The following is a 23,540-nucleotide window of genomic DNA, read 5'->3' as shown; positions in this document are numbered from 1 at the left end:
AAGAGAAATTTAATAGTTTTTTAAAAACAAAAAATCGAATTATAGTGTAATTTTATAGTTCAATTCATCCGAATATAAATTTCTGAATTGGCTATCAGTACATTTTGATAGAAAATAACACGAATTGCAATCACGTTAATTTAGAGTAGCTTGTAATTCATGTGCAAGGCTTTAGCATTGAGAAGATGTTGAAGCCTTGCTTTTTTTTGAAGTTTCTTAAAATCTTTCCCAAATGTTTTGGATTTTTTTATAGTTTTAGCTTCCATAAAAAACAGAAGCATTCATCTTAGAAAATGGGACACCAAAAACTACGGGAAAACAAAACCTGCCTGAACTGCAATTATGTAGTTGAAAATAAGTTCTGCCCTAATTGCGGACAGGAAAACACCGAAACAAGACAATCATTTCATTATCTGTTTACGCATTTTATAGAAGACCTTACCCATTATGACGGCAGCTTCTGGAAAACCATAAAAGGCCTCTTATTCAAGCCCGGTTATTTGACAAAAACTTATCTGGAAGGCAAAAGAAAAAAATTCGTACCTCCGGTAAAGCTTTATATTTTCATCAGTTTTGTAACCTTCTTCCTTCCTACGCTTTTGCCTGGCCCATCGCTTATAAAGTTTAATGAAAAGAAAGATGTCGAAAAACAAGAGGTAAAAACAACAAAGGAGGAAGTAAATAAAGAAAGTGAAAAGGGACTTAAAGAAATGAATGACGAGGTGGAAGAGGAACTTTCAGGAATAGACCTTCCTAACAGACCCCGCATCAAAAACCTCACACAGTTAGATTCCATTCAAAAAAACTCTCAAAAAGCAGAAAAGCTCTCAGACTTTGAATATAATGCCACTAAAAAAATCATAAAAATTCTAAAGAGCAAAAACAGGGCTGAACTTTGGAACAAGGCTATGGAATCCTTTGTCCATACACTTCCAAAAGTCTTGTTTTTATATATGCCGATATTTGCTTTTTTCCTTTGGCTGATGCACGACAAGAAAAAGTGGTATTATTTTGACAGTGGGGTGTTTACCCTGCATTATTTCTCATTCCTTTTGCTTGTTATAACGATTGGAATGCTTTTTAACTGGATTATGGACCTGATCCCGTATGGCAGCATCTTTTCCAACCTTTATAATCTTGCTGCCATGTTCTATATGTTTTTTTACTTTTTTAGAGCCCACAGCAACTTTTTTGGAGAACACAAAGCCATTTCAAGACTAAAGGGCTTTGTACTGTTTTTTATAAACATGCTCCTTATCAGTATTTTTTCAACAATACTATTTCTCTACAGCCTATGGAATTTACATTAAATTCGTATTTTTATAAAAATTTGAAGATGAAAAAAATGTTTGTTTCCGGTTTTATGCTTTCGTTATTCCTGGTTAGCTGTTCTTCAGTCAAGCCAACAAAATATATGGAAGCCATATCTGCTTCTGATTTAAAAACTAATCTCTATGTCATTGCAGGAGATGAAATGGAAGGCCGAAATACTGGCGAACCCGGTCAAAAAAAGGCTGGAAAATACCTGATTTCCCAATATGAAAAAATAGGTGTTTCCTATCCAAAAGGGGCCACCGACTTTTACCAAAAAGTTCCTGCGGCATTTATGTCACGGGCATTTAGTCCTAAACTAAACGATTCCGAAAATATCTGGGCGTTTATTGAAGGTTCTGAAAAACCGGATGAAATTTTGGTCATCTCTGCGCATTACGACCACGTAGGAATGAAAAACGGACAGGTGTATAATGGTGCTGACGATGACGGTTCCGGAACTGTTGCCTTGCTGGAGATTGCTAAAGCATTTATGTTGGCAAAGAAAGACGGACACGGGCCAAAACGCTCTATTCTATTTCTCCATGTAACCGGTGAAGAGCATGGATTACACGGTTCAAGATATTATGTCGAGCATCCGCTGTTTCCATTAAAAAATACAATTGCCGATTTGAATATCGATATGATAGGCCGTCGTGATGACAAACATAAAGACAACGGAAATTACGTTTATCTGATAGGTTCTGACCGTTTGAGTACAGACTTGCATAAGATATCAGAAAACGCAAATAAAGAATATACCAAGCTGGAATTAGACTATAAATACAACGACAGGAATGACCCGGAACGAATCTATTACCGTTCCGACCATTATAACTTTGCAAAAAATGGAATTCCGTCACTATTCTATTTCAACGGAGTTCATGAAGACTATCACAAAGCAACCGATACGCCGGACAAAATAGAATATGATCTGCTGCAAAAAAGGGCCCAACTCGTTTTCGTTACCGCCTGGGAATTAGCAAACCGAAAAGATAGACCTGTTATTGACAGGGATGGAAAATAAATAAAAAAAGCTCCGATATCGGAGCTTTTTTTATTTATTAAGTTTTACAACTACAAATCTTCTTTCACATCTGCGTCTGGCGCATTCTTTTTTACAGACTCGATTCCGTTATCGCGTCCTGAAGCAGAAGCATACATCTGGCTTGACCCAATAATCTGTCCGTTTGTAGCTTTTAGGTTAAAATATAATTTGCCATTTGAAGCTTCCTTTTTATCGAATTTAGAATCGTCCTGTGAATTTTTTCGTACTGATTCGATACCGTTCGTACATCCGGCTTTGCTTGAATAGCCTTCACTTGTCAATATGACTTCTCCGTTTCCGGCTTTCAGTACAAATTGAAACTCGTCATTTTTTCTTTTTGAAATCAAGAATGTCCCCATAAAATTTAATTTAAAAGTTATACTAATTTGAGCTTATGCAATTCCATAGAATAATAATAGCCAAAATATAACATTTTTATCAAATTTTATAACAATACCGGATTATTTTTTCTTAATAGAATCACGAATTGAGATTCTCGTTTTTTACAATCTGGATTTTTCCCAATTCCACACTGTCCGTTTCATCCTGAACAAGCAGTACTCCAAAAACATTGATTGGAATTTCAATTGTTTCTTCGTGTGAATGTTTTATCTCTTCAATCAAACTTTTATAATTGAGCGGATTCAGCACAATACAATCACCTTTATTGACTTTATGATTAAAAATATAATCCCGGATGGACTTGAAAGAAATCGGATTTCCTATAATTATTTGCTGTGACATGGTCTTTTTTCTCTCTAATTTAGAAAATAATGACCACAGACACAGCCAATTTAAGTTTTAATTAGCAAAGAGAAGAAATAAAAAAAGCCCTGGAAAATCCAGGGCTTTAAAAATGGGTGGCAGACCGGGTTCGAACCGGCGACCCTCGGCACCACAAACCGATACTCTAACCAGCTGAGCTACAACCACCATTTGTTTAACGAGTGCAAATATACTGCAAAAGTTGATTCCTGCAAACAAAAAGTTCAAAAAATTAAACTAAATCCCCTAAGCTATTGACTGCCAAATATCTTTCTACGGTAAATCCTTCTGCATATTCCGAGTTTATCAATCTTCCTAAATCCTGAGCACGGTATAAGATGCTATCTTTAAAGTTTTTTGTAGCTATTGGCGTGGAAGGCTCATTGGAATTTGGGTCATAAAACTGGGATTTGTACTCCATTAGAGAGGCTACTTTCTTATCCATGAAACCGCTGACATCAACCACAAAATCCGGTTTAAGATCTTTCCATTGGATGTAATGATATACCAGTTTAGGTCTCCAGGCGGCCTGGGCTATGCCATCAATTTCAGTTTCAATCTTAATCAGCCCGGATAAAAAGCAGGCATCAGAAACCAATTTGCTGCCTTTGCCATGGTCAATATGCCTGTCATCAATAGCATTACAGATTACGATTTCGGGCCTGTATTTTCGAATCATTTTAATGACTTGCATCTGATGGGCCTCATCATTGATAAAAAAACCGTCACGCATCTTAAGGTTTTCACGTATTTCAACCCCTAAAACAGCAGCGGCATTTTTTGCCTCTTCATCACGAATTTCAGCAGTGCCACGTGTTCCCAATTCTCCTCTGGTCAGGTCGACAATACCAACCTTCTTTCCTAACGAGACTTCTTTAGCAATAGTGGCACCACAGCCCAATTCAACATCATCGGGATGCGCACCAAAAAAAAGTATGTCTAATTTCATTGTTTGTGTTTGTTTGTTTTTTAAAAATACGAAGAATAATTATTACCCAAGGATATTCTTCAGCGTTAATGACTTATTCACAGTTTCTATAAATTCCTTCTCCGGAATACTATCTTTTGTAATCCCGCAGCCTATGTATAAATTGGCTTTTCCATTTTGCAGCTTCATACAACGGAGATTGACGAATAAGTCGGAATTCTCCGGTTTATCTTTTGCGAAATCCCGATTCAGTTCTCCTAAAAACCCTGAATAATACTCGCGGTTGTAACCTTCGTTTTCGAGTATAAATTTTTTGGAAGCTTCTTTTGGAAGTCCGCATACAGCCGGAGTTGGATGCAGCATTTTTATTATTTTTTCTAAATCCTGCCTGTCATGCAAACGTGCTTCGATATCAGTTTTGATATGTACAATATTTCCTGCCCTGAAAGTATAAGGTTTAGAACTGTTTTTTTCGGCTGCATAATCTTCAAGACCTTCAAGAATAAATTCCGTAACAAATTCCTGTTCTTTCTGTTCTTTAATTTCCCATTTTATTTCTCCTTCATGATACACCTGTGTTCCGGCAAGCGCCACAGTCTTGATACGGTCTCCCGAAGCTTTTAATAACTGCTCCGGAGTTGCTCCAAGCCACATACCTATCTCCGGATGGAAAAAACAATATTTAAAAGCTGTCGGATAAGCCGAAAGCAGTTTTTTAAACAACTCAAAAGGAGTGACATTTTCTAAAGAAACCGTTTCTTTACGTGACAGAACAACCTTTTTGAAATTGCCTTTGCAGATAGCATCTACCCCATTCTGAACCAACTGTTCAAAGTTTTCTTTGGCTGCAACATCTGCTCCAAAAACTGTATTGTTATTTTCAATTGCAATTCGGGTATATGCTTCCGTAAAGACATCCGATTTCTCTTTTGGTAACAGTACAAATTGCTCACCATGAAATGGGGCAAGTACAAATCCTTCTTCCTTAAAATCGGTTGTAAAGTGTAAAGAAGCATCCTTTTGAAAAATCCCGACAGCAACAGTTTCTCCGGGCTTGGAGTACAATGCGAAAGGAAGTCTGTTTTTGAACTGCTCTTCCGCTTTTTGGTATAATCCGGACATCATTTCTTTGTTCTTTCCAAAACAATATTGGTAATCTTGCATAGTGATATCAGCATATCATTTTCATCAGTTATCCTGATTTCCCAAAGATGTACCATACGTCCTTTATGGATAATTTTTGCCGTTCCGTATACCATACCCGCCCGTTTACTTTTGACATGGTTTGCTGAAATTTCAATACCGCGAACTTCATGAGTTTCCGGATTAATAAACATAAGTGAAGCCGCACTTCCTACACTTTCCGCAAGGGCAACAGAAGCACCGCCATGAAGTAGTCCCATTGGCTGGTGGACTCTTGGATTGACCGGCATCTGGGCTTTTAAATAACCTTCTCCGGCATCAATAAATTCTATTTCTAAAGTCTGCATCAGGGTATTTTCACACCATTTCTTGCAGTTTTCAAGCATTGTATTTCTATCGAAAGCCATTATTAAAATTTGTTTTTCCAAAATTAAGGAAATTAATACGGAACACAGCAGTCGATTATTGTCAGAAAAGTTAAAAGACACATACTAATTTTAACATTTTTGAGTTAACTGATGCAAGACATAACTCAATTTAAAAAAATTAACCTGTCTGACAAATCAGATTTTTACTATTTTTACCAAAATTCAAACCGATGCGCAATACCTTTATATTTTTATTCATAATTGCTGTTATTTCACTGACTTCTTGTCGAAAAGATTTTGATTTTGAGCCTAGCAGCGGTAATCTTGGATTTTCAAAAGATACGGTTTTTCTCGATACTGTTTTTACGAACATCGGCTCCAGTACTTATACCTTAAAAGTATACAACCGCAGTGATAAAGACATTAGCATCCCAACCATACAGCTTGCAAAAGGAATGAATTCAAAATACCGAATGATGGTAGACGGAATGCAGGGAACCGGAGGTAAAATTTTCAATAATGTAGAACTTCTGGCTAAAGACAGTTTGTTTATTTTCATAGAGACGACTATAGACTACAATGACTTTGCCAATCCGGATGCAGAATATCTTTATACAGACCAGATTCTATTTGACAACGGAACTAAACAGCAAAAAGTTCAATTGGTTACTTTGGTAAAAGATGCCATTTTTCTCTATCCTAACCGTGATAATGAAGGCAATTACGAGCAGATTCCTATTGGAGTCGATGAAGAAGGAAATCCTATAACAGGAAGAGGTTTTTTCCTTGATGATACTGAAAGACACTGGACTAAAGACAAACCTTATGTTATTTATGGCTATGCAGGTGTTCCAGCCAATGAAACGCTCACAATAGATCCAGGCACACGGGTGCATTTTCACTCCGGCTCTGCCCTGATTGCATATAATGGCAGTTCAATCAAAATAAATGGAAGCCAATCGTTTACAGACCAATTAGAAAACGAAGTTATTTTTGAAGGTGATCGGTTAGAACCGGCCTTTTCTGATTCACCAGGACAATGGCTGGCTATCTGGCTTACAAACGGAAGCACCGGACATGAATTTACTAACCTTACTATCAAAAATGCAACTGTGGGGATTCTGGTTTCCGGAAATTCAGGAATAAACAACCCTACTCCTGACTTAAAATTAAAGAATGTACAGATTTACAACTCATCTAATGCGGGAATTCTGGCACAAACAGGATATGTTGAGGGTGAAAATGTAGTTATCAATTGGGGTGGCTCTTCAAGCTTTGTAGGCAGCTATGGTGGAAAATATGACTTCAAACATTGTACATTCAATAACAACTGGTCGGGCTCCAGAAAGTACGCTGTTGCACTTGACAATTACATACAGGGAGCAACACCGGAAGTACAACCATTGGAAGCCAGCTTTAAGAACTGCATTATTTTCAGTTCCAACCAATCCGGATTGCTTCTCAATAAAAAAGAAGGTTCGGATAATTTCAATGCAACATTTACGAAGTGCCAAATCAAGCTTAGCAATTCTATCAATACGACCAATAATATCTATTCCTTTGTGAATGATAATACCAATATCATCCGAAATGGAAATCCGAACTTCCTGGACATCAACAAAAACAAGCTGATGATTGGCGAAGAATCAAGCGCAAATGGTTTTGGAGATCCTGGTGTTGCTGCTCAGGTTCCTAACGATATCAAAGGAACAGCAAGAAATACGGCAAGTCCAGACCTTGGCGCTTATGAATCTATTACTTTTGAAGAACGCTAATCATTTTTGAAAAATCACCATTAAAAATAAGATTAAATTATTTTTTTTCATAATTTTATGCGAATCAAACAAAATCAATACAATTATGAAAACAAACTACATTTATCTGGGTGCTTTGCTTCTGTGCCTGACGGCCTGTAAAAAAGAAGTCAAGGTTGAAACGACAACAACAGTACCAAAAGATTCTGTTCCAACAGAAACCGTAAAGTCTGAACCAATGGATTCGATTGCCATGCAAAAAGCCTGGCAGGAATACATGACACCGGGCGAAATGCACAAAAAAATGGCTGCTGACGTAGGAACCTGGGACGAAGAACTTACCTTCTGGATGGGACCTGACGATAGGTTGCCACACAAAAGCAATGCTACTGCCAATACCAAAATGATATTAAACGGTCTTTATCAGGAATCGGTGCATACCGGAAACATGATGGGACAGCCTTTTGAAGGGCGCAGTACTTTAGCCTATGATAATGCCTCCAAGCAATACGTTTCAACATGGATTGACAATATGGGAACGGGAATTATGGTTATGAGAGGAAATTATGACGAAGCTTCAAAAACAATTAAAATGGAAGGTGAAGTTACTGACCCGATGACAAAAAAAATTAAAAAAGTTCGTGAAGTCATTACCGTTGTCGACCCTAACACTCAAAAAGTGGAAATGTATGACATGACACCGGACGGAAAAGAATTTAAAAGTATGGAAATCATGCTGAAAAGAAAGAAATAACACCTAAAAACAATGCGAAAAAGGCTGTCGGAAGACAGTCTTTTTTATTAACAGAGATTGTTTACGAACTTTTGGCGTAAGGCTTTTGACTTTAGGACTTTTTGAACTAAATTTGCGCCACAACAACAACTAAATATAAGAACTAATGATTCATTTCTTCGGAAACGAAAGCAATACTGTTTTTGCCGTTCAGACGCAAAACGAACTTTCTGCTCAAGACATTTCAAAATTAAACTGGCTTTTTGGCAACACCCATAAAATTGAAAAATCCGTACTAGCGGATTTTTTTGTTGGCCCACGAGCTGCAATGATTACTCCTTGGAGCACGAATGCCGTAGAGATTACTCAAAATATGGGTATCGAAGGCATTATCCGTATTGAGGAATTTAAAAAAGTCACTACTGATTTTTCTGATTTTGATCCGATGCTTTCTCAGAAATATTCTGAATTAGGACAGGAAATATATAGCATAAATATACAGCCGGAACCTATCCTTGAAATTGAAGATATTGCAGGCTTCAATACAAAAGAAGGACTGGCATTAAGCAAAGAGGAAGTTGACTATTTGGAAAATTTGTCCAAAAAACTAGGCAGAAAACTAACCGACTCTGAAGTATTTGGATTCTCACAAGTAAATTCAGAACACTGCCGCCATAAAATATTCAACGGAACCTTTATCATTGATGGAGAAGAAAAGCCTTCTTCCCTATTCAAGCTGATTAAGAAAACTTCCGCAGAAAATCCGAATGATATTGTTTCGGCCTATAAAGACAATGTAGCTTTCTTAAAAGGACCAAAAGTGCAACAATTCGCACCTAAATCCGCAGACAAGCCTGATTTTTACGAAACAAAAGATTTTGATTCTGTTATTTCGCTTAAAGCGGAAACACATAACTTCCCGACAACTGTTGAGCCTTTCAATGGTGCGGCAACCGGTTCCGGAGGAGAAATTCGTGACCGTCTGGCTGGCGGGCAAGGTTCTTTGCCTTTGGCGGGAACAGCAGTATACATGACCTCTTATTCCCGCCTGGAAGAAAACCGTCCATGGGAAAAAGCAATGGAAGAAAGAAAATGGCTATACCAAACGCCAATGGATATCCTAATCAAGGCTTCAAATGGAGCTTCTGATTTTGGGAATAAATTCGGACAGCCGTTAATTACGGGTTCAGTCCTGACATTTGAACACGAAGAAGAAAATAACCCTTCCAGCGTTCAAAACTCTGGCAGGGTTGACAAACTTGGTTACGACAAAGTCATCATGCTAGCCGGAGGAATTGGTTATGGAAAACAAGACCAGGCTATTAAGCAAAAGCCAAAAACCGGCGATAAAATCGTTATACTGGGTGGTGAAAATTACAGAATTGGTATGGGCGGTGCTGCAGTTTCTTCTGCAGATACCGGTGCTTTCAGTTCCGGAATCGAGTTGAATGCTATACAACGTTCCAATCCGGAAATGCAAAAACGTGCTGCAAATGCTATCCGTGGCCTTGTAGAAAGTGATGCGAATCCTATAGTTTCCATCCATGACCATGGAGCCGGAGGCCATTTAAACTGTCTTTCGGAATTGGTTGAAGAGACAGGAGGTCTGATTGATTTGGATAAACTTCCTGTAGGCGACCCTACACTTTCTGCCAAGGAAATCATTGGAAACGAATCTCAGGAAAGAATGGGATTGGTTATTGGCCAAAAAGATATCGATACTTTACAAAGAATAGCAGACCGTGAGCGTTCACCTATGTATCAGGTAGGTGATGTAACCGGAAACCACAGATTCACTTTTGAGTCGAAAACGACAGGAGCAAAACCGATGGATTTTGCTTTGGAAGATATGTTTGGAAGTTCACCTAAAATGGTAATGACCGACACTACTGTAAATCGAAACTATACCGAATTAGAGTATACTCAGGAAAATTTTAAAAATTATCTGAACCAGGTCTTGCAATTGGAAGCTGTGGCTTGTAAAGACTGGCTTACCAATAAAGTAGACCGTTGTGTTGGCGGAAAAGTTGCCAAACAACAATGTGCCGGACCATTGCAATTGCCTCTGAATAATGTTGGGGTTATGGCTCTGGATTATTTAGGAAAAGAAGGAATTGCAACCACCGTAGGCCATTCTCCTGTTGCCTCCTTAATTGACCCTGCTGCAGGAAGCCGCACGGCAATTGCAGAAGCATTGTCTAACATTATCTGGGCACCAATAAAAGACGGCTTAAAAGGAGTTTCACTTTCTGCCAACTGGATGTGGGCCTGTAAAAATGAAGGTGAAGATGCAAGATTATATGAAGCCGTTCAAGGGTGTTCTGATTTTGCAATAGAATTGGGCATCAACATCCCTACAGGAAAAGACTCCCTTTCAATGAAGCAGAAATACCCTAACGGAGATGTTATTGCTCCCGGAACGGTAATTATTTCGGCGGCAGGTAATTGTACCGATATCCGAAAAGTAGTCGAGCCAGTTCTGAAAAAAGACGGTGGCAATATCTATTATATCAACCTTTCAGAAGATGCTTTCAAATTGGGAGGTTCATCTTTTGCACAGGTTTTAAACAGAATAGGAAACGATGTTCCTACAATCAAAAATGCAGCCAATTTCAAGACTACTTTTAATGTCTTGCAAGACCTGATTAAGGAAGGAAAAATCCAGGCCGGACACGATATTGGAAGTGGTGGATTAATTACTACTTTACTGGAAATGTGTTTTGCAGATGTGAATCTGGCAGCTGATTTCGACCTGAGCAATCTGAATGAAAATGATACTGTAAAAGTTCTATTCTCTGAAAACATTGGAATTGTTTTCCAGGCAGATGCTTCTGTTGAAACTGTATTGGCGCAAAATAATATTTCTTTCTTCAATATTGGAAAAGTAAAAGATGGCAACACCGTAACTATCAAAAACGGAAGCCAAAATCTATCTGTAGATGTGGCTGAAGCACGTGACACATGGTACAAGACTTCGTATCTGTTAGACAAAAAACAGTCGGGAGAACTGAAAGCAAAAGAACGTTTTGAAAACTATAAAAAACAGCCTTTGCAATTTAAGTTCCCTGAACATTTTACAGGAAAAAAACCGGTAATTGACGCTTCAAAACCAAGACCAAAAGCCGCTATCATACGCGAAAAAGGAAGTAATTCTGAGCGTGAAATGGCCAATGCTATGTATTTAGCTGGTTTTGATGTAAAAGATGTCCATATGACCGACTTGATTTCGGGCCGTGAAACTCTCGAAGACATCCAATTCATTGGGGCTGTTGGAGGTTTTTCCAACTCCGATGTTTTAGGTTCTGCCAAAGGTTGGGCCGGTGCATTTTTATACAATGAAAAGGCAAAAACGGCTTTGGATAATTTTTTCAGAAGAGAAGACACGCTGTCTGTTGGAATCTGTAACGGGGCTCAATTGTTTATGGAATTGGAATTAATCAACCCGGAACATGAAGTACATGGAAAATTAAGACATAACGACTCTCACAAGCACGAAAGTGCCTTTACATCTGTGAGCGTTTTAGAAAATAATTCCGTAATGTTAAGCACATTAGCCGGAAGCACTTTAGGAGTTTGGATTTCGCATGGTGAAGGAAAATTTGATTTGCCTTATACTGAAGACAAATACAATGTTGTTGGAAAATATGGTTATGAAAATTACCCGGCTAATCCTAACGGTTCTTTCTTTAATATTGCCATGTTATGCGACAAAACCGGAAGACACCTGGCTATGATGCCGCATATTGAACGTTCAACTTTCCAATGGAACTGGGCAAATTATCCGGAAGGCAGAAACGATGAAGTTTCGCCTTGGCATGAAGCTTTTGTGAATGCAAGAAAATGGATTGAAAATAAAATCTGATTTTAAACAGAAGAATCCTTTCCCAGTGGAAAGGATTCTTTGTTTTTATCGTTTCCCTTTCATCATTACAGACCCGATTCCGGTAACTATACCCGAAGCGGCAAAGGCAAACATTCCTGAAGCAATCATTTCCTGACCGGCAAACAGTGCATTTTGTGTAATTGCATCATGGAACAATGACCCACCTACTCCGCCTGCAATTATTCCGATTACTGACAAAACAGAAAAATCTCTCCAAGGTTCAGGGTCTGGATGCGGAGGCACTGGAAAACGCCACCAACCCGGAAACTTTGTACCACACCAGCCCATTGCTAAGTAAAATAACATTCCCATACTGATTCTATTTTATATAATGCCTACTCTTTTTGCTTTTCGGCTTACGCATAAACCAAATGTAGAAACAGTTATTTTACTGACTATAAGGCTATTCCCTGTTTTTATTAAGTAAAAACACTGTATTTTAGAGGGCAGAAATTATAGTATGAAAAGACAATCCCGGTTATTATACTTTTTACTCTTATCAGGAACAATCGTTCTGGGACTGTTATCCCGATTTATAAAAACGATTCCCCTGTTTATAGGCGACATGCTTTATGCCATCATGATATACTTTCTGGTACGGTTTCTTTTTCCAAAAGCCAGAACCAAAACAACGGTTTTAATTTCACTTTTGGTTTGTTATATTATAGAGACGTTGCAATTGTATCAGGCCGATTGGATAGTCAGTATCCGTGCTACCACTTTAGGTCGTCTTATATTAGGGCAAGGATTTTTATGGAGCGATATTCTTGCCTATACTTTTGGAATCGGGATTGTTTTTATGATTGAAAATATTTTAAAAAGTTCACGCAACCGTCAGCAAAAACGTTAATATTCATTGCCCGAAGAAAAAAAATCTTTACTTTTATAGGAATGACTTTTCTTATAAAGTGAAGTCATTACTTTTTAAAACTTTTTGATGGTTATGGCTTTAAAAAACGGAATAATTCTCAATGCTCCCGAACTTTCCAAAGAAAATTCTTTAAAGACACTGGTTGAAAACCGGACAATACATACTTTGAATCATTGTGAACTGAACCTGTTTGAAACTTATCAGGAAGCTCAGCTGGTTCCTTTAAAATTTAATGATTTGGTTGTGACCAGCATGTTGAGAGGCAAAAAGGTAATGCATCTGTTTGATAAGGAAGGATTTGATTATCTTCCGGGTGAAACCGTTATTGTTCCCTCCAATGTAGAGATGAAAATTGATTTTCCTGAAGCTTCCAAACAAAATCCAACCCAATGCCTTGCCCTCGCTTTAGATCATTCCAAAATCAGCGAAATATTAAATCTGCTTAATGAAAAATACCCTAAAGGTCAGGATGAATACTGGCAGCTAAATGCCAATAATTATTTTTTCTATAACAATATAGAATTGGCAGCTTCCATACAAAAACTGATTAAAGTTTGCCTAAGCAATTCTGTAACCAAAGACATTATAGCCGATTTGACCTTACAGGAAATGCTGATTCAAATCATACAGCTACAGACCCAAAAAGGAGCCCAGGACAACACTCTTACAGATTCCAATCCGACACTTTCTCCCATTATAGCCTACATCAAGGCAAATATCAATAACAATATCAATATGAAAAAACTATCGGATGTAGCCTGTATGAGTACAACTGCCTTCCATCGTTTTTTCAAAAGAGAACTGGGAATCACTCCTGTTGAATTTATCCTCCAGGAAAAAATAAAAATGGCAAAAGCCCTTTTAAGTGGGCAGAATATCCATGTAAATGAAGTTTCGTATGAACTGGGTTTTGAAGACAGCAATTACTTCATACGCCTGTTCAAAAAACACGAAGGAATTACCCCAAAACAATATCAAAAACTTACCGTTAATTAAACCGTTCTACGGGTTCCAAATCTTTGGCTTCTTCTTCTGTATACAATCGGGAATGGATAAAAAAGCCGACATCCAAAACGGATTCAAGGGAAAAACTGGCCGCCCTGCCTTCCATAGCATCCAAAGTGAGTTGGGTATGCTTCCAATATTCAAACTGGTCGCCAGCCATATAAAACTTACAACCTTCAATTTCTCCAATGCACACATCGTTGGAACCAATCAAAAAACCGCCTTTTTCAAAACAATGCGGATAGGAACCTTCACAACAGCCTCCGCTTTGGTGAAAAATCAATTCACCATATTCTGCTTTTAGCCGTGCTATTACTTCTTTGGCTTTTTCGGTAGCCAGTACTCTTTTTGTAGCCATAACTGATTAAGAAATGAGCTCCCAAAAACAGGAAAGCTCATTTACTAAGTTAATTATTAATGTCAACTAATATTTTTACTTCGGATGGATTGGTCACAAGAGCTTCAAAACCATCTTTCACTATATTGTCGAGTTTTATTTTACTGGTTACTAATTTTTCAACCGGCATCCTTCCAGTAGCAATAAGATTTATTACTTCCGGGAAAATATTTCTGTAGGCGATAATTCCTTTAATAGTAATTTCTCGGACAACCTGTGTAAAGGCATCATGGCTTACCGGTTTTCCAAACAAAGCAACCAAAACAGCCGTTCCCCCGTTTTTCAAACTGGCCAGTCCGGCGTTAAATGTTGCCTGTACACCTGCCGCATCCAGAAAAATATCGGCACCTCCATTTGTCAGGTCTCTTACTTGCTGCGGAATATTTTCGCTTTTTCCGTTAATTACATAACTGGCTCCTATAGAAAGTGCTTTTTCCAAACGTTTTTCAGCCACGTCAACCACCACAACCGTTGTTGCTCCTGCCGCAATTGCCGCCTGCACACATAAAAGGCCAATAGGTCCTGCTCCAAAAATAACACAGGACTGCCCTATTTTAAGACCGCTTTGCAAAACCGCATAAACCGCCACGGCCGCAGGTTCTACTAATGCTCCCTGCTCAAAGCTCATAGAATCCGGAATTTTATGCACCATATAATCCTCGACAACCGTATATTTTGCAAAACCTCCATTAGAAGTCAATCCAACAAACCCGAGTGGTTCTGAAAGATTATACTGTCCATTCGCTATAAAAGGACTTTCGGGATTTTTAAAAATAGGTTCGACTACAACCCTGTCACCTTTTTTTATGTTCTTCACATTTTCGCCCACTTCGTTTACGATTCCCGCAAACTCATGACCCAATGTTGTCACTCCCTGATGTCCGTTAAGCGGATAAGGCTTATCAAAAGGAATCAACATTGGTCCGTGTGTATATTCATGGAGGTCGGAACCACAAATTCCCGCAAATTGCACTTCTATCTGTACCTGATTCTTTCCGGGTGACGGCACTGTTGTTTCTTCTACCCGGATATCTTTAGCCGCATGCCAGCGGGCTGCTTTCATATTTGCCATAGTATATATTTTTATTTTTTGGAGAATAAAAACACCGCATTTAAAATGCGGTGCCAACAATTAAATATTAAAAGAATCCTAATTTCTTTTTATCGTAAGAAATCAGCATGTTTTTAGTGCTTCTGTAATGGTCGAGCATCATTTTATGGTTTTCGCGTCCGAAGCCTGATTTTTTATAACCGCCAAACGGAGCATGAGCCGGATAGGAATGGTATTGGTTCACCCATACACGTCCTGCCTGAATAGCCCTCGGAACCTGATACAACTCATGGGCATCGCGGGTCCAGACACCTGCTCCTAATCCATACAAGGTATCGTTTGCTATTTCTATGGCTTCTTCAACCGTCTTGAATGTAGTCACGCAAACTACCGGACCAAAAATTTCTTCCTGAAAAATACGCATCTTGTTATGTCCTTTGAAAATTGTAGGCTCAATATAAAATCCACCTTCCAAATCACCTTCCAAACGATTTATTTCACCTCCTAACAGTACTTCGGCTCCTTCTTCTTTTCCTATTTTCAGATAGGACTGTATTTTTTGGTATTGCTCGTTGGAAGTCTGCGCTCCCATCATACAAGACTTATCCAAAGGATGCAGGGTTTTAATTGCTTTGGTACGTTCAATTACTTTAGCAATGAATTTGTCATAAATGTCTTCGTGGATTAGCATTCTTGACGGACAGGTACATACTTCACCCTGATTTAAGGCAAATAAAACGGCGCCTTCGATGGCTTTGTCAAAAAACTCGTCGTCTGCATCAGCTACCGATTTAAAGAAAATATTAGGCGATTTTCCTCCTAATTCCATAGTGGAAGGAATAATGTTTTCAGCTGCATATTGCATGATCAATCTTCCCGAAGTGGTACTTCCCGTAAAGGCTACTTTAGAAATCCTTGAAGATGTTGCCAATGGTTTTCCGACTTCGATTCCGTAGCCGTTAACAATATTCAATACGCCGGGAGGTAAAATATCACCTATCAGTTCCATTAAAATCATAATTGAAACCGGAGTCTGTTCTGCCGGTTTTACAACCGTACAACAACCAGCAGCGAGAGCCGGAGCTATTTTCCAGGTTGCCATCAAAAGCGGAAAATTCCACGGAATAATCTGTCCCACGACACCAATAGGCTCATGCAGTACAATACTAACAGTATTTTCATCATGTTCTGCAATCGTACCTTCATCTCCTCTGATTACTCCTGCAAAGTATCTGAAATGGTCCACAACCAAAGGCAAATCTGCCGCTAATGTTTCTCTGACAGCTTTTCCATTATCAATTGTTTCAACAATAGCCAGATATTCTAAATTGTCTTCTATAACCTGGGCAATTTTCATAAGCAGATTGCTTCTGTAGGTAGGTGAAGTCTTACTCCACGATTTAAACGCTTCATGGGCCGCGTCCAAAGCCAATTCAACATCTTCTTTGCTGGAGCGTGCTGCCTGTGCAAATACTTTTCCGTCAATCGGGGAAACATTGTCGAAATATTTTCCATGCACAGGAGGTACAAATTTTCCTCCTATATAATTATCATATCTTTCTTTAAACTGGGGTCTTTTTAGAACATCGCTCATAATTTAATATTTTTAGTTTTATCAAATTTGAGTATTACTAATTACGAATTATAGCATTATTCTATCAAAAAATAGCACAATTCTAATTTTAAGAAGAAAATAACTAAATAAGACATACAATAAAGACATATTACTAAACTTATATTAAAATAGTATATCACTATTTGAAAATATTGGCATTCTTAATATATTTTTTATAATTTGCAGATAAAATTTACCTCAATGAACAAAATAACACGCTTGTTTGATTTTCCTTACCATCAACAGGAAAAATACAGCATTCCCGATTCGTTGGTTACAAAGTATGATGGAGAATGGGTGAAGACTTCTACTGACGAATATATTTCAAAAGCAAACGCCATTTCAAGAGCCCTTTTGAGAATGGGAGTACAAAAAGATGATAAGATTGCGGTCATTTCATCAAACAACAGAACCGAGTGGCATATTGTAGACATTGGGATTCTGCAAACCGGAGCGCAAAATGTTCCTATATATCCTACTATTTCTGAAGAAGATTATGAGTATATCCTGAATCATTCCGGTTCTATTTACTGCATCGTTTCTGATGAAGAAGTTCTAAAGAAAGTAAATGCTATTAAAAATAACGTTCCCAATCTAAAAGAAGTTTTCTGCTTTAATACCATCTCCGGATGCAAAAACTGGACAGAATTACTGGAATTAGGTAAAGACGAAAGCAATCAGAGTGAAGTCGAAGCCAGAAAAGAAACCGTAACCACTGAAGACCTGGCAACAATCATCTATACTTCAGGAACTACCGGAAAACCGAAAGGTGTAATGCTATCTCATAAAAATATTGTTTCCAACGTATTGGGAAGCGAAAAAAGAATTCCGTTTCAAGCCGGAAAAAGTAAAGCGTTGAGCTTCCTTCCTATCTGTCATATTTTTGAAAGAATGGTTGTATATCTCTACCAGTATTATGGTGTGGGAATTTATTTTGCCGAATCGATTGACAAATTAAGCGATAACCTGAAAGAAACGAGACCGCATGTTATGACAGCTGTCCCAAGACTTTTAGAAAAAGTATATGATAAGATTTATGCCAAAGGTGCCGAACTTACCGGAATCAAGAAAAAGCTATTTTTCTGGGCGATTGAGCTTGGACTGAAATTTGAGCCTTACGGAAAAAATGGCTGGTGGTATGAATTCCAATTGGGAATTGCCAGAAAACTGATTTTCAGTAAGTGGAAAGAAGGTCTGGGTAACAATCTTGAACTGATGGTTTCCGGTAGTGCTGCATTACAACCAAGGCTGGCAAGAGTTTTTGCTGCTGCACAAATTCCTGTTATGGAAGGTTATGGACTAACCGAAACTTCTCCTGTAATTGCTGTAAACGATATGCGTAACCACGGATTCAAAATAGGAACCGTAGGCAAAGTGATTGATAATGTGGAAGTCAAGATTGCAGAAGACGGTGAAATCCTTTGTAAAGGTCCAAACGTAATGATGGGCTATTATAAAGACCCGGAGAAAACTGCCGAGGCAGTCAAAGACGGCTATTTCTATACAGGCGATATTGGATTGATTGATAAAGACGGTTTCCTGAAAATTACCGACAGGAAAAAAGAAATGTTCAAGACTTCAGGAGGAAAATACATCGCACCCCAATTAATTGAAAATGCAATGAAACAGTCCCGCTTTATTGGTGAAATTATGGTTATTGGCGATGGTGAAAAAATGCCGGGCGCTTTCATACAGCCTGATTTTGACTTCGTAAAACAATGGGCTGCTAAAAAAGGATTGTCTATTGGCTCCACAAACAAAGAGATTGTTGCCAACGAAGAAGTCAAGAAACGTTTTCAGGAAGAAGTGGATGACATCAACAAAAAATTCGGGCACTGGGAAATGATAAAGCGATTTGAACTGACGCCGGAAGTTTGGTCGATTGACGGAGGAGAACTTACCCCTACTTTAAAATTAAAACGTAAAAACGTCAAGGAAAAATACCAGAATTTGTATGATAAAATATACAGAGATGCTTAAAAATAGTACAACCGCAAATTTTCAGTTTGCGGTTTTTTGTTTTAGTGAAGGATTATTATTAGCAAAAAACATAAACTTATTGAGATTAGTTTTTAGTATAAGGTTTCAGATAATCAATTAATCTTACACAATAGTCCTATAAACTTTTATTATAACAAAGTTCTTTTAATGCCTTTAAGAATGGCTAATTTTGGTTATCTAAAAATTACTATTCTTATGATAACCGGACTATACGAAACCCATATTCAAGTCAGTAACCTGACAAAAGCAGTCCAATTTTATACCGAAACACTGGGATTACAATTGGCTCATTATGATGAAACCAGACCCATAGCCTTCCTTTGGATTGGTGAAGGAAAAAAAGCCATGCTGGGACTTTGGGAGCAAAAGGAATCTTTACAGACACGACATTTTGCTTTTACCTGTGATATTGAATTTATATTACAACAGTCAGAGGGCTTTTTAAAGAACAACCAGCTCCAGCCTTATAATTTCCTTAAAAACGGCTCATCAGAACCTATGGTTTTTGCCTGGATGCCGGCACTGGCTATTTATTTCAATGACCCTGACGGAAACCAATTGGAATTCATATCGCTTCTGGAAGGAAACGGACAGCCTGAATTAGGAGTTTTGTCGTATGATAGATGGCTGGAATTGAAGAAATAATAAACCGATAAATAGTGCTTAAATATATAACCATGAATCGGGATGATTCATGGTTATTTTTATTATTGGTTTTTAAGGCACCAATGCAATACTTTAGCAATATTCTTTGCGTCATCAATACCTCTGTGGTGCGTTCCTTCAAGTGGTATTTCAAGAATATGCAAAGCGCCATTCATGCCTGTTGGTTTTGACAGTCCTTTTGTTTCGGCAAACAAAACCTTCACATTAATATGGTCGTTACTCATTGGATAATTTACGCCAAAGGACATGCATTGTCTTTTGAGCATGTTTAAATCATATTGGCCATAGCTCGCCCAGGTATACAAATCCGGATTGTATTCGTCAATAAGCTTTTCAATTGCTTCTTCAAACAATACACCTTCCTTATCCAATAAATCCTGGGTTATTGTTGTAAGCTCCGTACAAAACGGACTTACTGTGGAACGCTGTGGCTTGATTAAAATACCCTGATTTTTAGAAATTTCTCCTGTAACCGTGTTTAACAGGCTCAAGCCTATTTCTATAATTTCATTAACTTCCCCATCGGGAATTTTACCTTTCCAGCACGTCGCTTCAAGGTCTATAATTATAATTTTATCTGTTGTTTTCATTTTTGTTTTACTTTTTAAAAACCACGAACTCATTGAAAATAAAATTCGTGGTTTTGATTTAATCTATTAATAACTGCGTCACGGCAGCTGCATTTATCGCCCATTGAGCATCATAAACTTCGTCCGCATTTAAGGATTCTATAATTTCTAAACCCTGGGCTTCTGCTTTAAGCTGCAACAAACTACCAATATTTAATTTACTGCTCAATTTTGATAATAATGCCTGAACTCCTTTATAGTCCAAACCTTGAACAAGCTGACCTCCAAAAGTCATCTCTAACCAAATGATTTCTTTTTTGGCAATATCCAGCACACCAAAAACCAAACCTTTAGCCACGTTTTGAGTTACTCTTACCTGATGGTCAACACAAGACGGATCATAAGCCACACCGGTTCTTTCCGATATTTTCATCGGATGTTTGCTATTCATCCATCCCACAACAAGATTTGGAGTAATGCTTCCATTGCTATAAGCATTACAGGTAAAGGTTACAAACTTTGCACCTGCCTTTTTCAGCTCATCAATATTGATGTTGATATATTCTGCTGTACCAATTTTATTAGGTATGCTCCTGATATCCCCGCTATGTTTGCAGCCGATTGTATTTAATCTGCTGAACGAGCACATATCAAAGTTGTTTTCATAAGCAATATAACAGCTCAAATCCATATCCAAATGCTGGGCAGGCAAATCTTTACCCCATTGCATGAACAACCTCACTTCATTACCTTCAACCGGGTAACGTGTACCCATCAAGGCAACAGGCAAATCCTGAACCGTATCACTTCTATCTCCAATAGAAATAGGAATGTTGAATAATTGCGGGGCGATATACATCGTCTTGTTATTATTTGCAACAGCAGCAAATCTTTTTTTCATTGCCAGAATACACAACTCTTCAATCTGGCTTTTCATTGCCTCTAATTGTTTTTCATCATATAGATTCAATAATCCATTGGCTTTAATTCTTTTATTAGTTCCCCCCAATGGCTTTACGCTTCTTTGTATGTTTTTATCAAAATAATTTTGGGCATACATGTTTAGTGTGAATAGCAACCTTGCAGGAATCTTATCAATAATTTCCGTAAAGTGTGCAATTGTTTCGTCTGAACCAAACCACAGCATATTTGAGAATAAAGAACGTGCAAACAGACCCGGACGTTGCTTCAACAAAGCAAATGTCTTTTCGGCATCCATTTTTAAGCGGTAACGGTTTACGTCTGCCTGCCAAACATCATAAGTTTGGTTATAGAAAACATCCAACAATTCGCTTAGCTTTTCAAAGTCTTTTCTCTTACTATATTCTGCCAAACGTAAAGCCCTGATAAAACGGATCCACATTCCTCTTTTAGGATGCATGGTTTCACACATGGCCTGTACATCCATATCCAGATTGTTTAACCAATTAGCTACCATCATACATTCTTTTCGAGAGTATTTAAGCTTCAAATCCTTTTTGGCAATCAATTTAGATTGCGCGCTATTATCTGCCGGTAAAAAAATATGCTTTCCGGTTTCTTCAACTCTTTTTATGATGGTTTTAGGCTCTATGATTTGTAGAAAACCTGTTTTCTTGAACCATAAATATCGTAGGATATCTGTTGGTGACTTGAAATATAGGACTGCTTTTTCTTCTTTATCTTCCTCAATCAGAGTATCAATTACTAAAACCAAAGTTTCTTTTATTCCGATTTCAACTTTTGGCAAAGGCAAATAATGAAGCAATACTTTCAGACTTTCCACTTGAGTAGCGTCAAGTGCTGTCTTAGATTGCAGTAACGAATAGAAATAATCATTCAATTGTTTTTCTGTCCACAATTCCAATACTTTTAATTTGCTTCCTTGTTCAAAGTTTTCAATAGTACCGAATTCAAATGGAGTACCGCAAAACGGACATCCATTGTATCTTTCTAAGGGAAAAGTATTGTTTGGAATGATGTGGCCGCATTGCAAAGTAGTTCCTTTGTTTGTCTTGAAAACATTAGCAATCATCGCAACAATATGATCAAAGGTAGATTCACCGGTTGGAACATTCCATTCCTTAACCAACGGAGTCCAGTTTTTATCGATACCTAAAACTGTTTTTAAAGTTTCTAAAACTTCTATTTTATAGCTTGGGTTAGCATTATTCAAACCATGTAATAAAGTTTCTGAAAAAGTGAATCCCAGTTTCGAGACATTCGCAGATAATACTGCAGTTGGAGCAGACAATATTTTATTATTGTTTGCTATTAATTCATTCGGAATAAAGATTGCATTTTGGCGCAAACTGATTTTTAATAGTTCTTTTGTTTTCATTTTGTTTTTGGTTTAAATTAGATAATTGTGTTTCTGGTTCTACCTAAAAGAGTTTTGAAGTAAGAAACACTTGACCTTATTTTATTTTGAAGATAATGGATTAGCTATGTCAATGTAATTTGGTGGGCATCCCCTGGAGTAAGCTAATCTTGACCTTCTAAATTAATGGTGATTTAAAAACTTGCCGGATTCGAACCGGAATACCAATTTTCTGAAGTAAGTTTTTATTGACCGTTAATTTGTGGAGCAGGCGGGATTCGAACCCGCGACATGGACATCAAAAGTGTAAGAAGTAAGTTTTTGTTGACCTTTTCAGATAATTCAAAAACTGACCTGCTCTACCACTGAGCTACTGCCCCATAATTTTAAAAAAGTTAGCCGGTAATTGGGCAAGTGTTATCTTGGAAGGTTATTCGAAGTAACTCACGCTTGACCTTGCTAACTTATTTTATATTTCAATGAACCTGTTGTTTTATTACGTGACAAAGATTTCAAAACCACTGCGCAATTATTCTGCGCAGTGAATTTAATTTATAAAAGTCCCAGTCTTTTCTGATGTTCCCGGTCTCTTTGTTCGATTGCTCCAAAAGGACTTCCTTTGAAATAGCCTATATTAACAAAGCCATTTTCTTCAGTTATGAGCGACTCTTTTTTGGTAACCGCTCCTGTGTATTTGGAACCATAATTACCTGTGAGCTTTTTTGTAGCCGGATCCAGGTCACCCCATTCCGGTGTTTTTCCGTTATAGATAGGCTCAACAAAATAAATAATACCGGTTATCCTGGATTTCATCAGGAACCGCCCTGTTTCGTCCGTATTGGTCAAAAACCTTTTTAAGATGTCTTGTCTCATAATTATCATTCTTGAAATTAAACATTGTGGAACAGATTCGAGTTGAACGAATACCTTTAGTGTTTCAAACTAACGTGCATACCACATACACTACTATTCCTTTTGTACAGGAAGAGAGATTCGAACTCTCAAAAAACAGATCCTAAATCTGCCGCGTATACCATTCCGCCATTCCTGCAATTAATATGTCTGGGAAGCAGGATTCGAACCTGCGACCTCCCGCGTCCAAGGCGGGCAAACAACCTCCGTTATCTTCCCAG

At 37.9% G+C, this 23,540-nt stretch carries 21 protein-coding genes and 4 tRNA genes; 9 read left to right on the top strand and 16 right to left on the bottom strand.

The genetic code is table 11. The annotated features are described in order from the left end of the window. The first annotated feature begins 293 nt into the window (after positions 1-293). The gene (locus B0G92_RS09245; protein WP_101471892.1) at positions 294-1,310 is read left to right on the top strand and encodes a DUF3667 domain-containing protein; all 1,017 of its coding nucleotides are present in this window, start codon (positions 294-296) and stop codon (positions 1,308-1,310) included. A gap of 26 nt (positions 1,311-1,336) precedes the next feature. After that, positions 1,337-2,338 carry a M28 family metallopeptidase gene (locus tag B0G92_RS09240; RefSeq protein ID WP_101472063.1) on the top strand — a complete coding sequence of 334 codons (1,002 nt, stop codon included), beginning with the start codon at positions 1,337-1,339 and terminating at the stop codon, positions 2,336-2,338. A 50-nt stretch (positions 2,339-2,388) separates the two neighbouring features. On the opposite strand, the gene B0G92_RS09235 is transcribed toward B0G92_RS09240, so the two are convergent. The 6 genes from B0G92_RS09235 to B0G92_RS09210 all read right to left on the bottom strand — a co-directional run bounded on the left by B0G92_RS09235 (position 2,389) and on the right by B0G92_RS09210 (position 5,602). Beyond that, a complete protein-coding gene (locus tag B0G92_RS09235) occupies positions 2,389-2,718 on the bottom strand; it encodes a YegP family protein (protein WP_056071062.1) in 330 nt (109 codons plus the stop codon). A gap of 121 nt (positions 2,719-2,839) precedes the next feature. Then, positions 2,840-3,103: a hypothetical protein gene (locus tag B0G92_RS09230; RefSeq protein ID WP_056071059.1), complete on the bottom strand. Its 264-nt coding sequence runs from the start codon at positions 3,101-3,103 to the stop codon at positions 2,840-2,842. Positions 3,104-3,217: 114 nt separating this feature from the next. Next, positions 3,218-3,293 (bottom strand) — tRNA-His (locus tag B0G92_RS09225). Between the two features lie 63 nt (positions 3,294-3,356). Beyond that, positions 3,357-4,073, bottom strand: coding sequence for a bacillithiol biosynthesis deacetylase BshB1 (gene bshB1 / locus B0G92_RS09220; protein ID WP_056071057.1), 717 nt, complete (start codon positions 4,071-4,073; stop codon positions 3,357-3,359). A gap of 42 nt (positions 4,074-4,115) precedes the next feature. Then, the gene (locus tag B0G92_RS09215) at positions 4,116-5,177 is read right to left on the bottom strand and encodes an isochorismate synthase (RefSeq protein WP_310793706.1); all 1,062 of its coding nucleotides are present in this window, start codon (positions 5,175-5,177) and stop codon (positions 4,116-4,118) included. Beyond that, entirely contained in the window at positions 5,174-5,602 is a 429-nt protein-coding gene (locus B0G92_RS09210; RefSeq protein ID WP_056071051.1) for a hotdog fold thioesterase, read from the bottom strand. The genes B0G92_RS09215 and B0G92_RS09210 overlap by 4 nt, the downstream gene beginning before the upstream one ends. A gap of 191 nt (positions 5,603-5,793) precedes the next feature. Here B0G92_RS09210 and B0G92_RS09205 point away from each other — a divergent pair, with 191 nt between their 5' ends. From B0G92_RS09205 to purL, 3 genes are all read left to right on the top strand, one after another. Further along, entirely contained in the window at positions 5,794-7,338 is a 1,545-nt protein-coding gene (locus B0G92_RS09205) for a hypothetical protein (RefSeq protein ID WP_101471890.1), read from the top strand. A gap of 85 nt (positions 7,339-7,423) precedes the next feature. Further along, positions 7,424-8,071, top strand: coding sequence for a DUF1579 domain-containing protein (locus B0G92_RS09200; RefSeq protein ID WP_101471889.1), 648 nt, complete (start codon positions 7,424-7,426; stop codon positions 8,069-8,071). 145 nt (positions 8,072-8,216) lie between these two features. Further along, the gene (gene purL / locus B0G92_RS09195) at positions 8,217-11,912 is read left to right on the top strand and encodes a phosphoribosylformylglycinamidine synthase (RefSeq protein WP_101471888.1); all 3,696 of its coding nucleotides are present in this window, start codon (positions 8,217-8,219) and stop codon (positions 11,910-11,912) included. Positions 11,913-11,957: 45 nt separating this feature from the next. Here the strand turns inward: purL and B0G92_RS09190 are convergent, their stop codons facing one another. After that, a complete protein-coding gene (locus B0G92_RS09190; RefSeq protein ID WP_143395011.1) occupies positions 11,958-12,245 on the bottom strand; it encodes a hypothetical protein in 288 nt (95 codons plus the stop codon). Positions 12,246-12,393: 148 nt separating this feature from the next. Between B0G92_RS09190 and B0G92_RS09185 the strand changes: the two genes are divergently transcribed. Continuing rightward, positions 12,394-12,783, top strand: a complete 390-nt coding sequence (locus B0G92_RS09185; RefSeq protein WP_101471886.1) for a ribosomal maturation YjgA family protein — start codon at positions 12,394-12,396, stop codon at positions 12,781-12,783. A gap of 93 nt (positions 12,784-12,876) precedes the next feature. After that, positions 12,877-13,800: an AraC family transcriptional regulator gene (locus B0G92_RS09180; RefSeq protein ID WP_101471885.1), complete on the top strand. Its 924-nt coding sequence runs from the start codon at positions 12,877-12,879 to the stop codon at positions 13,798-13,800. Here B0G92_RS09180 and B0G92_RS09175 read toward each other — a convergent pair. The 3 genes from B0G92_RS09175 to B0G92_RS09165 all read right to left on the bottom strand — a co-directional run bounded on the left by B0G92_RS09175 (position 13,793) and on the right by B0G92_RS09165 (position 16,851). Then, positions 13,793-14,167, bottom strand: a complete 375-nt coding sequence (locus B0G92_RS09175) for a DUF779 domain-containing protein (protein ID WP_101471884.1) — start codon at positions 14,165-14,167, stop codon at positions 13,793-13,795. The two genes, B0G92_RS09180 and B0G92_RS09175, sit on opposite strands and share 8 nt — an antisense overlap. 49 nt (positions 14,168-14,216) lie before the next feature. Beyond that, positions 14,217-15,278 (bottom strand): 2,3-butanediol dehydrogenase, encoded by a 1,062-nt coding sequence (locus B0G92_RS09170; protein ID WP_101471883.1) that lies wholly within the window; start codon positions 15,276-15,278, stop codon positions 14,217-14,219. A gap of 67 nt (positions 15,279-15,345) precedes the next feature. Beyond that, complete coding sequence (locus B0G92_RS09165; protein ID WP_101471882.1) at positions 15,346-16,851, bottom strand: aldehyde dehydrogenase family protein; 1,506 nt, start codon at positions 16,849-16,851, stop codon at positions 15,346-15,348. A 222-nt stretch (positions 16,852-17,073) separates the two neighbouring features. Between B0G92_RS09165 and B0G92_RS09160 the strand changes: the two genes are divergently transcribed. Together B0G92_RS09160 and B0G92_RS09155 are read left to right on the top strand one after the other, a co-directional pair. Further along, positions 17,074-18,852, top strand: a complete 1,779-nt coding sequence (locus tag B0G92_RS09160; protein WP_101471881.1) for an AMP-dependent synthetase/ligase — start codon at positions 17,074-17,076, stop codon at positions 18,850-18,852. 216 nt (positions 18,853-19,068) lie between these two features. Further along, complete coding sequence (locus B0G92_RS09155; RefSeq protein WP_101472062.1) at positions 19,069-19,518, top strand: VOC family protein; 450 nt, start codon at positions 19,069-19,071, stop codon at positions 19,516-19,518. Positions 19,519-19,580: 62 nt separating this feature from the next. Here the strand turns inward: B0G92_RS09155 and B0G92_RS09150 are convergent, their stop codons facing one another. The 6 genes from B0G92_RS09150 to B0G92_RS09130 form a co-directional block, all read right to left on the bottom strand. Continuing rightward, complete coding sequence (locus B0G92_RS09150; protein ID WP_101471880.1) at positions 19,581-20,129, bottom strand: 3'-5' exonuclease; 549 nt, start codon at positions 20,127-20,129, stop codon at positions 19,581-19,583. A gap of 58 nt (positions 20,130-20,187) precedes the next feature. Next, positions 20,188-22,428 (bottom strand): hypothetical protein, encoded by a 2,241-nt coding sequence (locus B0G92_RS09145; protein ID WP_101471879.1) that lies wholly within the window; start codon positions 22,426-22,428, stop codon positions 20,188-20,190. Positions 22,429-22,670: 242 nt separating this feature from the next. Next, a tRNA-OTHER gene (locus B0G92_RS16680) sits at positions 22,671-22,787 on the bottom strand. Between the two features lie 172 nt (positions 22,788-22,959). Then, a complete protein-coding gene (locus tag B0G92_RS09140; RefSeq protein ID WP_056071011.1) occupies positions 22,960-23,280 on the bottom strand; it encodes a hypothetical protein in 321 nt (106 codons plus the stop codon). 105 nt (positions 23,281-23,385) lie between these two features. Continuing rightward, a tRNA-Leu gene (locus B0G92_RS09135) sits at positions 23,386-23,458 on the bottom strand. A 10-nt stretch (positions 23,459-23,468) separates the two neighbouring features. Beyond that, a tRNA-Pro gene (locus tag B0G92_RS09130) sits at positions 23,469-23,540 on the bottom strand.

The sequence above is a fragment of the Flavobacterium lindanitolerans genome, from assembly GCF_002846575.1.
Taxonomy (GTDB): domain Bacteria; phylum Bacteroidota; class Bacteroidia; order Flavobacteriales; family Flavobacteriaceae; genus Flavobacterium; species Flavobacterium lindanitolerans.
Note: the sequence above shows the minus strand (reverse complement) of the source record. Positions and strands in the feature narration are given on the sequence as shown.

Coding starts and splice junctions, on each gene's coding strand:
- B0G92_RS09245 (WP_101471892.1), top strand. CDS start 294: ATGGGACACCAAAAACTACGGGAAAACAAAACCTGCCTGAACTGCAAT.
- B0G92_RS09240 (WP_101472063.1), top strand. CDS start 1,337: ATGAAAAAAATGTTTGTTTCCGGTTTTATGCTTTCGTTATTCCTGGTT.
- B0G92_RS09235 (WP_056071062.1), bottom strand. CDS start 2,718: ATGGGGACATTCTTGATTTCAAAAAGAAAAAATGACGAGTTTCAATTT.
- B0G92_RS09230 (WP_056071059.1), bottom strand. CDS start 3,103: ATGTCACAGCAAATAATTATAGGAAATCCGATTTCTTTCAAGTCCATC.
- bshB1 (WP_056071057.1), bottom strand. CDS start 4,073: ATGAAATTAGACATACTTTTTTTTGGTGCGCATCCCGATGATGTTGAA.
- B0G92_RS09215 (WP_310793706.1), bottom strand. CDS start 5,177: ATGATGTCCGGATTATACCAAAAAGCGGAAGAGCAGTTCAAAAACAGA.
- B0G92_RS09210 (WP_056071051.1), bottom strand. CDS start 5,602: ATGGCTTTCGATAGAAATACAATGCTTGAAAACTGCAAGAAATGGTGT.
- B0G92_RS09205 (WP_101471890.1), top strand. CDS start 5,794: ATGCGCAATACCTTTATATTTTTATTCATAATTGCTGTTATTTCACTG.
- B0G92_RS09200 (WP_101471889.1), top strand. CDS start 7,424: ATGAAAACAAACTACATTTATCTGGGTGCTTTGCTTCTGTGCCTGACG.
- purL (WP_101471888.1), top strand. CDS start 8,217: ATGATTCATTTCTTCGGAAACGAAAGCAATACTGTTTTTGCCGTTCAG.
- B0G92_RS09190 (WP_143395011.1), bottom strand. CDS start 12,245: ATGGGAATGTTATTTTACTTAGCAATGGGCTGGTGTGGTACAAAGTTT.
- B0G92_RS09185 (WP_101471886.1), top strand. CDS start 12,394: ATGAAAAGACAATCCCGGTTATTATACTTTTTACTCTTATCAGGAACA.
- B0G92_RS09180 (WP_101471885.1), top strand. CDS start 12,877: ATGGCTTTAAAAAACGGAATAATTCTCAATGCTCCCGAACTTTCCAAA.
- B0G92_RS09175 (WP_101471884.1), bottom strand. CDS start 14,167: ATGGCTACAAAAAGAGTACTGGCTACCGAAAAAGCCAAAGAAGTAATA.
- B0G92_RS09170 (WP_101471883.1), bottom strand. CDS start 15,278: ATGGCAAATATGAAAGCAGCCCGCTGGCATGCGGCTAAAGATATCCGG.
- B0G92_RS09165 (WP_101471882.1), bottom strand. CDS start 16,851: ATGAGCGATGTTCTAAAAAGACCCCAGTTTAAAGAAAGATATGATAAT.
- B0G92_RS09160 (WP_101471881.1), top strand. CDS start 17,074: ATGAACAAAATAACACGCTTGTTTGATTTTCCTTACCATCAACAGGAA.
- B0G92_RS09155 (WP_101472062.1), top strand. CDS start 19,069: ATGATAACCGGACTATACGAAACCCATATTCAAGTCAGTAACCTGACA.
- B0G92_RS09150 (WP_101471880.1), bottom strand. CDS start 20,129: ATGAAAACAACAGATAAAATTATAATTATAGACCTTGAAGCGACGTGC.
- B0G92_RS09145 (WP_101471879.1), bottom strand. CDS start 22,428: ATGAAAACAAAAGAACTATTAAAAATCAGTTTGCGCCAAAATGCAATC.
- B0G92_RS09140 (WP_056071011.1), bottom strand. CDS start 23,280: ATGAGACAAGACATCTTAAAAAGGTTTTTGACCAATACGGACGAAACA.